The sequence below is a fragment of the Chryseobacterium sp. R2ACT005 genome, assembly GCF_049949215.1.
Classification (GTDB): domain Bacteria; phylum Bacteroidota; class Bacteroidia; order Flavobacteriales; family Weeksellaceae; genus Chryseobacterium.
Genome location: NZ_CP188192.1, coordinates 2,787,991 through 2,799,826 on the forward strand (window position 1 = coordinate 2,787,991; position 11,836 = coordinate 2,799,826).

General features: G+C 33.2%; 12 protein-coding genes. 6 read left to right on the forward strand and 6 right to left on the reverse strand.

Annotated features, from left to right (window positions below):
- Positions 1–3: 3 nt before the first annotated feature.
- Positions 4–1,545, reverse strand: coding sequence for a T9SS type A sorting domain-containing protein (locus ACPF63_RS12775; protein WP_426480169.1), 1,542 nt, complete (start codon positions 1,543–1,545; stop codon positions 4–6).
- A gap of 325 nt (positions 1,546–1,870) precedes the next feature.
- On the opposite strand from ACPF63_RS12775, the gene ACPF63_RS12780 reads away from it, so the two are divergent.
- Positions 1,871–2,251 (forward strand): helix-turn-helix domain-containing protein, encoded by a 381-nt coding sequence (locus ACPF63_RS12780; protein ID WP_426480170.1) that lies wholly within the window; start codon positions 1,871–1,873, stop codon positions 2,249–2,251.
- 78 nt (positions 2,252–2,329) lie between these two features.
- Here the strand turns inward: ACPF63_RS12780 and ACPF63_RS12785 are convergent, their stop codons facing one another.
- The gene (locus tag ACPF63_RS12785) at positions 2,330–3,424 is read right to left on the reverse strand and encodes a DUF4274 domain-containing protein (RefSeq protein ID WP_426480171.1); all 1,095 of its coding nucleotides are present in this window, start codon (positions 3,422–3,424) and stop codon (positions 2,330–2,332) included.
- Between the two features lie 90 nt (positions 3,425–3,514).
- Between ACPF63_RS12785 and ACPF63_RS12790 the strand changes: the two genes are divergently transcribed.
- Complete coding sequence (locus tag ACPF63_RS12790; RefSeq protein WP_426480172.1) at positions 3,515–4,330, forward strand: HNH endonuclease; 816 nt, start codon at positions 3,515–3,517, stop codon at positions 4,328–4,330.
- 65 nt (positions 4,331–4,395) lie between these two features.
- On the opposite strand, the gene ACPF63_RS12795 is transcribed toward ACPF63_RS12790, so the two are convergent.
- The 3 genes from ACPF63_RS12795 to ACPF63_RS12805 all read right to left on the reverse strand — a co-directional run bounded on the left by ACPF63_RS12795 (position 4,396) and on the right by ACPF63_RS12805 (position 7,767).
- Positions 4,396–5,166 carry a hypothetical protein gene (locus ACPF63_RS12795; RefSeq protein WP_426480173.1) on the reverse strand — a complete coding sequence of 257 codons (771 nt, stop codon included), beginning with the start codon at positions 5,164–5,166 and terminating at the stop codon, positions 4,396–4,398.
- 224 nt (positions 5,167–5,390) lie between these two features.
- Complete coding sequence (locus ACPF63_RS12800; RefSeq protein ID WP_426480174.1) at positions 5,391–6,557, reverse strand: hypothetical protein; 1,167 nt, start codon at positions 6,555–6,557, stop codon at positions 5,391–5,393.
- Positions 6,558–6,771: 214 nt separating this feature from the next.
- Positions 6,772–7,767 carry a toprim domain-containing protein gene (locus tag ACPF63_RS12805; protein WP_426480175.1) on the reverse strand — a complete coding sequence of 332 codons (996 nt, stop codon included), beginning with the start codon at positions 7,765–7,767 and terminating at the stop codon, positions 6,772–6,774.
- A gap of 430 nt (positions 7,768–8,197) precedes the next feature.
- On the opposite strand from ACPF63_RS12805, the gene ACPF63_RS12810 reads away from it, so the two are divergent.
- From ACPF63_RS12810 to ACPF63_RS12825, 4 genes are all read left to right on the forward strand, one after another.
- Positions 8,198–8,665: a DUF3408 domain-containing protein gene (locus ACPF63_RS12810; protein WP_426480176.1), complete on the forward strand. Its 468-nt coding sequence runs from the start codon at positions 8,198–8,200 to the stop codon at positions 8,663–8,665.
- A 239-nt stretch (positions 8,666–8,904) separates the two neighbouring features.
- Positions 8,905–9,561 carry a hypothetical protein gene (locus ACPF63_RS12815; protein ID WP_426480177.1) on the forward strand — a complete coding sequence of 219 codons (657 nt, stop codon included), beginning with the start codon at positions 8,905–8,907 and terminating at the stop codon, positions 9,559–9,561.
- A gap of 436 nt (positions 9,562–9,997) precedes the next feature.
- Positions 9,998–10,699: a nucleotidyl transferase AbiEii/AbiGii toxin family protein gene (locus tag ACPF63_RS12820; RefSeq protein WP_426480178.1), complete on the forward strand. Its 702-nt coding sequence runs from the start codon at positions 9,998–10,000 to the stop codon at positions 10,697–10,699.
- 38 nt (positions 10,700–10,737) lie between these two features.
- Positions 10,738–11,055, forward strand: a complete 318-nt coding sequence (locus tag ACPF63_RS12825) for a DUF6922 domain-containing protein (protein WP_426480179.1) — start codon at positions 10,738–10,740, stop codon at positions 11,053–11,055.
- Between the two features lie 162 nt (positions 11,056–11,217).
- Here ACPF63_RS12825 and ACPF63_RS12830 read toward each other — a convergent pair whose 3' ends face one another.
- Positions 11,218–11,835 (reverse strand): hypothetical protein, encoded by a 618-nt coding sequence (locus ACPF63_RS12830; RefSeq protein ID WP_426480180.1) that lies wholly within the window; start codon positions 11,833–11,835, stop codon positions 11,218–11,220.
- Between the last annotated feature and the right edge of the window lies 1 nt (position 11,836).

The following is an 11,836-nucleotide window of genomic DNA, read 5'->3' on the forward strand; positions in this document are numbered from 1 at the left end:
TTTTTATTTCTTAATTAATTTGGCGTTCGCCGTTTTATTGCTATCAGTTTTGATCGTTACCACGTATGCACCTTGAACAAGGGCTTGAGTATTAATCTTAGTGACTTTGTTCTTTGTCTTTATACTTTGAAGCTGCCTTCCGCTCATATCATACAGCATAATATCAGCCTCCTTGAATAAGCTTCCAATTTCTACGTAGGCATAATCAGATACAGGGTTGGGATAGATTTTGATGTCGTATTTTTCAATCAATTGCTCTACCTGTTTGTCTCCCAATTTTACGATCTTCCAGTTCTCTTTACCCAGTTCTTCTGCACTGGTTCCAGCCAAAACAACAGATCCGTCTCTGTTCAGCTTCAAATCGGAAAGTCTTTCTTCTTTTTGCCTGGATTCTCCGGTAATGTGTTTCCGCCATTGTTCAGTACCATTTACATCGAGGTAAAGAATCCAAAAAGTATTGTCTTCTTTCTCCGCTCGTCCCTCTGAAGGAGTATAACCACCCAATAAAATTCCTTTTGAAGATTTGTCATCTGCAGAATGAAGAACATTCATGCCCATTAAAATGTCACGATTTCCAAAATTGTAGGATTTTTGCCACTGCTCATCTCCTCTTTCATTTAAAGAAATCAGCCAAAGGTCTGTCCCTTCTTCTATTCCTACCGTTTTGTTTCCTGATCTTTCTGATCTGGATTCTCCGCCAATGATGAATCCATTTGAAGTCAAAGCCATAGTTCTGATATGATCATCTCCTTTTCCTCCAAAGTTCTTTTCCCATTCTACTTTTCCATTTTTGTCCAGCTTTACGATCCAGTAGTCGCCCTCGCCAAAGTTTTCAGTTTTCTTTGTTCCTCCCATCGAACTTCTTGAATAGATTCCAAGCAATGCTCCTCCATCTCTCGTTGAAATCATCTTCTCAACTTCATCTAAGCCTTTTCCCCCTAAGGTTATTTGGGATAACTCTTTTCCATCTTTATCCAGTCGGGTAATAAAAACATCTTTAGATCCATAACCTTTTGAAAAGCCCTGTACGTTACCCGCAACAAAGAATCCCAGATCTGTAGTCTGGATAACTGCTCTTGCTTCTTCATCTGATGAGCTTCCTAAAGTTTTTTGCCATAATTCATCACCGAATTCATTGATCCGGATCAGCCAGATATCGGATCCTCCTTTGGAATCATCTTTCTTATCCAAACCTTTCCCTGAATACGAAGTACCTGCTAACAAACTTCCACCATCCTGTGTAGTAACAGTTGCTGATAAATAATCATGATTTGATCCCGAGAAATATTTCTCCCAAGCCTCTTCTCCCTGCTGATTCAATTTTACAAGGTGAAAGTCATAGCCGTTGTTTTGTTTGCTCGTTTGCTGTAATTTGTCGCTCTGAATCGAGCTTCCCGTGATAAGATATTGCTGATCAATGGTTGTCGTAACCTGGCTTAAGAAATCCTGAGTGGAGGATTTGATGTCTTTTTGCCAGAGGACCTGTTGTCCCTGTAAAGAAATTGCGGTATACAATAGGAGTATACTGTAAAAGTTTTTTTTCATAGTTCTTAGGTTTTTTTGGCTCCGCCAAATTTAGTTTAGTTTCTTCTGTAGAGATATGTGGTTTTCCCTATTTTACCTACCCGTGATTTCCCTGATAGATGAAACTAAATCCTTCTGTTTTTAAGCCAATTGGTTAATAAGCCAAAGATAATTTGGGTCAGCGACAATACATGTCGTATTATATTTCATAAAATATTTAGGCAAGATAACATGATGGATTTTCAGCAACAATGCTTATGGTTATAAATTTAATAACTGTTGGTTATGAATTTGTATAGTTTTTCTATATTAAAATTCATTAAATTTGTCTGATTAAATATATATTATGGTTTCTCTCGGCACTAAATTAACCAGGCTACGTAAAAAGAAAGGATATACGCAACAAGAGGTTGCTGATTTATTGAATATTTCACAACCGGCATATCATAAATGGGAAACAGATTTGGCAAAACCCGCTATTGAAAATCTATTAAAGATTTCTGAAGTTTATGAAATCGACTTAAATGATCTTCTGGAGGAAGTTCCTACCTTTAATATAACAAATAATGATTGCAGTATTCAAAATATTGGTAATCCACATTCCAATTTTTATGCAGAATCACCTGTGCTCATAAATGGAATTTTAAAGAATCAGGACGCAATTACTAATCTTCTTAGTGTTCAAAATAAACTTATTGAAACTCTCATCGATAAAATTAAAAAATAGGAGTAAATGTTCTCGTTAATTTTTTGTCACGTTTTTTACTCTTCAATGGGGATGCAAAATATATACGATATTTCAATATTAGCCCTGCAAGTTTTGAATTGAAAAAGAATATATTATCTCAGGGATGATTTCTTTATTAAAATTATCCAGGGTATCAGTAATAATAAACAGTGAAAATAGGATTCCATCGACTTCCACTAAAAGTAGTTTTAGATATTGGAGATTTTCAATATTTACGACTTTAATCTGCATTACCTTGGTTGAAACAAACCACACATTATCATATTTAATTCGCTTAAATTTTATAAATTCATCTTCAACCCCAATGATATCGACGAATGCTTCAAGATAGACCAGTTCATTTCTTAAGATGGTAGCAACATTGGTTACATTGTCTGTTAAATGTAAGGGTTTACTATTAAAAATATTCAATACTATGATGAAATCATCATTTTCAACAATGAGCTGGGGTTTTATCAATACCTTTTTTAGAGCTTTGTCAGAGGTATCAAACTTTTTCTCCAAATTTTCTGAAAACTTCCATGAGGTAAAAAAATCATTATACCTCTTATCATTAACAGGAACAAATCCAACAGGAATTTGAAATAGTATTTGTTTATAGGGTGTTGTTAAAAGGAGTTTTCCTTCTTCATTTGTAATGGTTAGATTTCCTTGGTAGAATTTTAAATTTCTTTGATGAAATGTTTCAGTGAAAGAAGGTTCTACTCTTTTCCCTTTAGGAATTGAAAATAAGGTATCTGTAGATTGATATTGATTAAGAAATTCCTGCCGATCAAAATGTAAAGAATCCGGATCATGATCAGGATGATAATAAAATAGCTCCTGCAAATAAAAGTTCTTCTCAAAATTTTTCAAAATGGAGGTAATAAGATCTGTGTCTTCACAATTGTTTTTATCCTTTAGAAAACCATCTATATCCAAGCGAAAGAAAATCATTCTTGCCGTAGAAATATCACATTGGCGATGATTAATAATATGCTTTAGCAATTCATTGCCATTATCGTAATTATAATTTTGGGCGATATAATGTAACTCTACCGGCTCCTGTATCGTGTTAAAAGTCTTTATATCCAGCTCTCTTCCATCAAAGGAATAGTTTAAAAAATGATGAACCAGGAAAGCAGCTCTCTTTTCTGATACTTTGAACTTCATGGTTTATGTTTTATTAAGATTTTAATAGATAGGTCTTCTATATTCTTACCCTTAAAATATGCAACTAAATAAATTAGTATTTTTAAAGATATGAAAAAGAAAAATACTGAATACAGAAAAAGGCTTTACGACAGAGATTTCAGGCTGCTTTGGGCTTTGTCAGGCGGTTTTTGTGCATACTGTAAGAAACCATTTATAGATATGGATACTCTTGAATGTACTGTTCATCAGGCCCATATAATTTCCCGACATGACACCAATGTACCAAGTTATCGGGATATTCCCATTAAAGAAAAAGATAAATATGAAAATCTCTTTCTTTTGCATCCCACCTGTCATGAAAAAACAAAATACTTCTCATTAGAAGAACTGCAGGCTATTAAGACAAATCATGAAAAGCATGTAAGAGACACTTTAAATGGTATTTATAATCCTTATCCTATAGGTAATGGTAAGTTTGCCATGTATCCACATGTAGTTTATTATCCGAAGGAAAGGGCGTTTAATCCTTTCAATGCCTATACAGCTTTGTTTAGTATTGCTATTTTTAACATCCTTCTGGTTTTCTTCTTCATATATATTATGAAAGCAAAGTGGGAGATCAATTCAGTGTTTCTGATGAGTTTATTACTTATTATGAGTGTCATGTACATAATAAAAGTTATTAGGGATCTAAAAAGAAGGCCTGCAACCACTATTCATGAAGCAAAATGTATTTTTTCAGGATGCAATGGAAAGGTAAACATTATACGCCCTTCTCCAATTTACGACAGCATGAGTAAAAGGAATATTCCTGAGCCTGGGATTGGGATGTGTAATTTTGATCATACCCATACTTTCACCGTTCCAAGAGATCTGTCCTTATCCAATAGAGGAGATTATCATCAGTTTAAAATATATCCATAATGTCTTAAAATTATAAGGACTTTTGCTCATCCTATAACTATATATATTAGGGATCAATACAAATATTACAATTTGGCGAATCTGGAAATTTTGCTAAGGTCTATATCATATCTGTTAAAAGCCCTATACAAATTGTTATACTTAACAAAGTTGTGGCTTATCGCGATTTCCTTCAATGTCTTTGAAGTAAAAAGAACGTCTCCAAGAGCCCCGACCATCTTTGTTTTTAGATAATGGCTGTAAAAGCTGTTGCCCCAGTATTTTTTAGAATCACTGTGAATCTTATGGATACTAAGTTCCTTCCCTTTGATCCAATCCCGCAGCTGAGAATGTTTAACAGAATCATACTCTTCTAATAACTCCGAAAGATATGCATAACTTCCTGGCGAGTTCTCAATCATATCCCTTGGAATAGAACACTCGGATAGACATATAAATACCCTTTCTAAGTTATCTTTCCATATAATACCGCTTACACAACAGAAATTGGGGAGTGTAGTGAAATGGATATGAAAAGGTAGTGGAAAATTCTCTTTCATTGTTTGTTGCTCGGGTAGATATTCCATAATCTTGGAAACAGAGCTGTCGTCTTTATTAATACTGGAGGCAAAATAGAGGTTTCCCTCCAAAATACGTTTATAAAACCGGGAATCTTTAGAAAGCCATCCAAACTTAGAAAAACAACCTATATATAACTGGGTTATATAGGCGACCTTTTTAGCCAAATATTCAGTATTATGGATATAGACTTGCTTTTTAACAAAAGACAGCGTAGAAAAACGCTCCATAGATTGATTCATTACTTTATCAAATAACATGATTGTATTAACATTCATATGTACCTCCTTATTGTATAATTTTATATAAAGCTGGCATCAATTATTGCGAAATTTACGAATTCCTGTAACGTATGGTTTATTGTATTAATTTAACGTTTTTTAATCAGACAAAGAAATAAGTAATTAAATGATAACGTAGTCATGAAAATTACACACATTATGTAACAAATATTTTCAAGATAGTAAAGGATATCATATCTTCAAATCTGCATTTTTTTGTATCAGTATCTTATATTTCTTCTCTTCTTTTTCTTTTTGGGCAGAGGAATCTCTTCTGGCTCTGGATTATATGCCGCTCCTAAGCTTAACATGGAAAATAAATCGAGAAGTAATTCACTTGTCTTAAAGATCTCTTCAAAAGCAGAGAAAGGAATATTATTTTTTTCAGATAGATCTTTACATATTCTGCTCATTTCTAGGGTAAGGTTTTTCTCATCCATTGAACTATAATGAGGATTGCTTAAACGCTCGGAAAGGATCTGCTTTTCCAGTGCCTGAATAACAGAATCCATATATTTTTTCTTTTCACCAGCAAAAACATTGGGATTGGTTATATGCAGGGTGTTTTTGCTCCTAAGATCAGATATTTCTTTTTTTTGTGATTCTGTCTGAAGTTTTAACGATTCAATTTGTTTCAGATGAGATTCAAGCAGATCATTATTTTTTAACAGCTGAGCATTGTAAAGCTTAAAAGCCTTTCCATAATTTTCAATGGTCTTTCCGATCTTAACATGCTCAAATCCCAAAAAGTCAGCTTCTTTAACAATGAGGTCTTTGAATGAGTTGCCCTCTAACCTTGTTTTCATCTCGTTAATTTTCATTTCTAAAGCTTTAAGCTCTTCTTCTTTTTTGTGGATTTTGAACTCTACCGCTTCCAGTCTTCCTACCGAACCTGCTATTCCTCTTTCCATACCGAGGCATTCAGCAGTAAGATCCTGCATTTTGGAATAATGAAATGACTGATGCTTTAATGTTTTTCCTGTTTTCAGGTCTTGCCAGTCAGCGACAAGATGGGCATGAAGATTAGGTTTCCACTCGTTAGATTCCTTGTCCCAGTGACCTTCATCTTTGTGGATGGCTATTTGAAAAACCCTTATACCCAGTTCCTGTTCCAGCTTTTGAGAAAGATCAAAAAGGTCTTTCATCGTGGTATCCTCCTTAATAACTACCACTGCTTCACGTATCGGCATGGCATTGCTCTGTAATTTCCTTCCAGATTTATCTTTACAATATGCTTCAATCTTAGCTACCCTATCACCAATTTTTTCTTCCTGCCAATACTCATTATTTGAGCTCAGCTCTTTTCGAATATAATCGAAAGTTTTTCTTCTGAAATTATGAATTTCTGAATCAGGTTTTATGACTTTGAAATTGATGGAAGTTTTCATAAGATAGTTGTTTTGTTAAATTGTGATATATTTGCAGTGATAGCTCATAAGTGTTTGCTGTAATAGGTCAAACATTCTTCTACTTAAGCAGCCAGGAATAGGCTGTTTTTTTTAGCCTCTGCGGGCGAAGTAGAAACTTTGTTGGGAGGGTACCGACCTTCAAAGTTGCGAATGAGCTCCTAACTTTTGCTGACAGTTGGTAAAAACATCCCTGCTACATTCTCCTGCGCATTCCTTTTTTTTTCCTGTTTGTTTCTTCTTTGCAGTCCTCTTTTTGTATTTTACTGCCTGCTTCCTTTTGGGTAGTATTCCCCGCAATTTTTGCAGAAAGAGCCTGCCGTTGTCTCTTTGCGGTCAGGTAATGATTGAGATCTTTATGATCTGCATAGAGGTGGGAAAAGTCCTTGGCGTAGGGGAAGGATTTTAGAATCGTGTTGGTACAATCTCTGCCACTCTTGTCATTATCGAGAAAGAGACTGATCTCAGAATATGGGATAAGAACATCAATAGCTCTCTTTATTATTGCCGTAGAATTCAACACCAACAAATCTCCTCGAAAAGATTTCTGCATTTCGATAAAGGACAGAGCATCTGTAAAACCTTCAAAAACGGCAACTTTTTGGTGAGCTTCCTTGTTGATTATATTGGTGCTGATTGATTCAGTTTCAGGGGAGAAACGTAACAAGGTAATATCTTTTTTATTCAAAGCACCTTTATAAAAGACATTTCTAAGCTCCCAGCCATCCGACCTATTCTTAAAACCAACCGCATACAATTGTTTATTTTCGATCGTAAACCATAATTCTTTGATAAATGGATATACTTTTTCGCTCAAACCTCTTTCATGCAGGTACAGAATAAGATTAGGATGAGCAATATCCATAATCTTGTCTATATGATAATTTGGATGGGATTTTATAGGTTTTGTTTGCTGGTGAAAAGAAGAAAAATTTTGATTGGATGCCCATTCCAGAGCTCCTTTTACCGATATTTGGAAATATTTCTGAATAAAATCGGTAGTAGTACCGCCTATCCCCTCTGAAAAGAGGTACCAGAGATTCTTCGGCTTATCAATTTTAAAAGAGGCTTGGTTCTCTGGGGTAAAAGGATTCGGATACCAAGCTTCTTTTTCATTTTGGCGGGTTGGAAGGTATCCGAGAATAGCGAGGACTTCTTCCAGCTCTATGGAATTTAATTGCTTACAGTTCATTTTATGCTATCTATTTTCCAGAAGATAGCAAAGTGTTTAACGTACATGGGGTATGTGACGTCAAGTGGCTGTATTTGTCCTTTGGTTTCCTAATCACTCAATCTTATGGTTTTTGTATTAGGACAGCAAAAGAAAAACAGTTCCTATAAATGCCGCAATAAAATCATATCCGAAATCATTCCTTTAATTTGTTATATAGTTAGCACTATAACTTTACATATAGCTAGCAAATTGAAATCATTGAATTATATGGGCATGCAATACTAGTCAGTATACGTCATGACATTAGAATTTGTTATGCTCATAAAATGATAACAAGCTGTAGCGTAACATAGCTAACGATATAATCAAAGGGCTTTATAACAGTATAATAGCTTACAAAGCAATCGTTATATACAAAAAGGAGGATGAACATATAATCTTATACGATATGAACAAAGAAAACTTGCATGATCAATCCAATGAAAATGCGGCTTATGTGAGAAAGGGAAGATCAAATGAACCTAATGATCAATCCCAAGAATTAGCAGGTAATACTATAGCTGTAACGGATGATGAATATCTAAAACATGCTATGGCAGCTGAGATGCCTAAAGAGACTCAACCAATCAAAAGTCAGTCATTTGTAAGTGGAAATAGACGATCAAAGTCCCCTGGATTAACTGAGAAAGAATATTTTGAAACTTTCTTTAAAATTCCAAAACAAAATGCTAGCAAAGGAAGGACTGTATACATCCGTCCTGAGTTCCATCAGAAATTTTTAAAGCTGATAGCTGGCCTTGAAATAGACAGGCTCACAATGTATGCTTATCTGGATAATATTATTGACTATCATTTTATACATTTTGAAGAGCTGATTCATAAAATATATCAGGATAGAAATAAACCGTTGTTCTAAGGTATAATTTTGCTCGAAGGACTATATGATGGAATTTCTTTATATGAAGGGTTAAATTGAAGATAATTGTTGATTTACAATAAATTTATTAACTTTATAGTGATATAAATAAGAAAAAACGATATACAAAAGTCACTATATCAGTTTCCTTAAAGACATCTAAGATGGGTTATATATTAATATTTCACGATCTAAAGAATCAATACTATTATTGTTATGACGATGATAAAAGTAATCTAATGTATATTGCTTTCGAAGACGAAATCATTTTAGAAAGCTTCATTATTCTCCAAGGAACTAAAAGTGAGCTTCCACTTGCTGGCTTTTTGCCATACGAAGTTTATCTCAATAATGTTGAGGTACAAAAAAATAATTTAGAGGTAGAAAAAAGACGAAGGGAAAACGGCTTAAAGGCACAGGAATTATTTAAAATAATAGCTAGGGAACAGCTTTTTATTGTAGAAGATATTCCGCAGGACAAAGATAGTATTGCCAATTATAAAGTAATTGAATCGATACCAGTTAAAAGAGCCGATTATAATATCAAAAATTGTAAGAATATTGAAGTTGAAGTTAAATGTCTCACCTTATATCCAAGAATTAACCCATTGTTTTTCTACATTAGTTCCTATGAAGTAGAGAAGCTTGAAAATTTGAATAAATTAACTGGAAAAAAGACCATTCTAGCAATATATAGTCAAGCAGAAATTGATCAGGAAAACTGTTCGGTAATCATGATTAAACTTTCTACAATAAGAAAAAATAAAAGACCTATTATCTATGATATAGATAAAGACTGCTATAAGGTTCCAATAAGCTTAACTACAGAAGGATTTGAACTGCTGGAAAAATATAGAATAAAGGGAGATCTATATAGGAAATCAGGTAGCAGATAATAATACTAATTTTAGAAATCGTAATTATTAAGTTGATAATCAGGCTTGAAATTAAGAGACTGACCATTCTAATTGTTTGGATAAAATTAATTGAACTCCAATTTACACAGTTTGACAGACTGATATGTAAAATTCATCAGAAGTAAGTATACTTCTATTTATAAGAATACAATTACTAGAAATTCTTTAGATCATGGAATTCTTTCATAGGAAAGAAGCAAGTTATCTTTTGAGCTGCTTGAAATAAATTCCGCTGCTCAAAACAACTTGCCCTTCGGGATTTGAAACATGCTCCGAAGTCGCTATTTTTCAAAAAAAAAGACAGATCATTATTTATAGGGTACAATTAGGAAAATAAGGGCAAAATGAAGCCACTAAATTCCACTTCAACAGGACGGATCAATTTCAGGAATAGATTTCCGAAAAATGATTTGTTATGTTATATAAAGAAACTGTCAGCAATGAAATGTGGGGGCTACTCCAAAAGCTGATGAAAGATGAAAAGCTCAAAGACTACATCTTAGTTGGAGGTACTGCATTGTCCCTAAAAATAGGACATCGAAAATCAGTAGATATAGATTTGTTCACCACAAAAGATTTCGACTCAAAAGAAATGTTTGATTATTTAAATCTGCAATATGATGCAGTAATTAAAGAAAGTAAGCTATACAACAATACAGTACTTACATTTATAAATGATATAAAAGTTGATATTGTTGCCCATAAATATCCTCTATTAAATCCTGTGGAAATAAATGAAGGCATCCGAATGATTTCTAATGAGGATATTGGAGCGATGAAGCTCCATGCCATTTTTCAGAGTGGAAAAAGGCTAAAAGATTTTGTGGACATGTATTTTCTTCTGGAAGAGAAACCACTTAAAGACTATCTTCAGGCATATGAGAAAAAGTATTGTGGTCATGATTTTTTAGCCGCTTATGCACTTTCCTTTTTTGGAAATATTGATTTTGATAAAGCTTTTGATGTTTCAATGATGAAAGGAAAAGAGAACAATTGGCCAAGAATGTCAGAACGTTTGAAGAAAGCTGCTGTTAATCCTGAACTGAAATTTGAGATAAAATTTAAACAGGAAAATGGAAATAAGCCACCCCAAAAAGGGAGAGGTTTTCGTCGATGACTATTGCATAAACTAATGAAATTCAGTAAATTTATAATATGAAAAATAGGGTAAATAATGTGCTAAAACCCAATCTGCATGCAAAATTTTTTTGGGATACGGATATAGATAAAATGGACTGGCAAAAAATGTATGTTGCAGTTATCACCCGTATTATAGAAAGAGGTGGGCAAAAAGAGGTTGACGAGATTGTACGCTTTTATGGACGTGAAAAAGTTATAAAAGCTATAAAAGATGAAATTTTCTTTCTCCCTAATTACGCAATAGAAGATACTATCAAATTCTTTCCTGAACTTAAAAAGGAAGAAATGTACTGTTATATCAACAGAAAAGATAAACCTTACCATTGGATTTAAAATGTATAGCCAATAAAAAAGAATTGAGAATAAAATGTCTATCCTCAATTCTTTTTTATTGGCTCATTATATTTCAAAGATTTTGAAACACCAACTCTAAATTTTGTCATTACTGACATCCTTTTACAAAAAGATTATCTATTAAACTTTTCACTAAAAATTTTAATTATTCGACTCAACAGCAAGTACATTGGAAACAAATCTTTTCCCTCGATTTTGAGCATTGATTACGTTTGCTAAATACTGAATAAATAAGAATCCTACATAATAAAACTTAGAATCATCATGCATAAATATTAAAACTAACATACCTGTAAATACAATAAATAAGAAGCTCAATGATGTTAAATCCCTAGCTAGAAGAAATGCTCGATGACTTTCTGTAACTATTAGGTTAGCTGAATTCTTCTTATAAAGCTTATACCATAATTTATTCTGCTCAGAATTCTTTCTTGGAAATTGTCCATATTTACTTTTTAAACTTTTTATATCAATTCTAGAATCTTTAATACAGAGTTTTGAAAAAGCAATAGAACCTGGTAACGGATCATTTAATTTCCAAAATACAAGAATTGCTTTTTGATGACTGGTTAATAACCCATTAAGTAGAAACAATAGTATGGGAGCAATAGAAGCTCCTATTGTTCTGATCAATAAAATAATATCAAATTGCTTTAAATAGTGAGGAAAAAAAATTATAAATAATATAATAATATTAGCGGCTAAAAATACCCAAAGTAAAGTTGTATTCTTAGTTTTTAAATTTACTTCTTCTGCCATG

Coding starts and splice junctions, on each gene's coding strand:
- ACPF63_RS12775 (WP_426480169.1), bottom strand. CDS start 1,545: ATGAAAAAAAACTTTTACAGTATACTCCTATTGTATACCGCAATTTCT.
- ACPF63_RS12780 (WP_426480170.1), top strand. CDS start 1,871: ATGGTTTCTCTCGGCACTAAATTAACCAGGCTACGTAAAAAGAAAGGA.
- ACPF63_RS12785 (WP_426480171.1), bottom strand. CDS start 3,424: ATGAAGTTCAAAGTATCAGAAAAGAGAGCTGCTTTCCTGGTTCATCAT.
- ACPF63_RS12790 (WP_426480172.1), top strand. CDS start 3,515: ATGAAAAAGAAAAATACTGAATACAGAAAAAGGCTTTACGACAGAGAT.
- ACPF63_RS12795 (WP_426480173.1), bottom strand. CDS start 5,166: ATGAATGTTAATACAATCATGTTATTTGATAAAGTAATGAATCAATCT.
- ACPF63_RS12800 (WP_426480174.1), bottom strand. CDS start 6,557: ATGAAAACTTCCATCAATTTCAAAGTCATAAAACCTGATTCAGAAATT.
- ACPF63_RS12805 (WP_426480175.1), bottom strand. CDS start 7,767: ATGAACTGTAAGCAATTAAATTCCATAGAGCTGGAAGAAGTCCTCGCT.
- ACPF63_RS12810 (WP_426480176.1), top strand. CDS start 8,198: ATGAACAAAGAAAACTTGCATGATCAATCCAATGAAAATGCGGCTTAT.
- ACPF63_RS12815 (WP_426480177.1), top strand. CDS start 8,905: ATGTATATTGCTTTCGAAGACGAAATCATTTTAGAAAGCTTCATTATT.
- ACPF63_RS12820 (WP_426480178.1), top strand. CDS start 9,998: ATGTTATATAAAGAAACTGTCAGCAATGAAATGTGGGGGCTACTCCAA.
- ACPF63_RS12825 (WP_426480179.1), top strand. CDS start 10,738: ATGAAAAATAGGGTAAATAATGTGCTAAAACCCAATCTGCATGCAAAA.
- ACPF63_RS12830 (WP_426480180.1), bottom strand. CDS start 11,835: ATGGCAGAAGAAGTAAATTTAAAAACTAAGAATACAACTTTACTTTGG.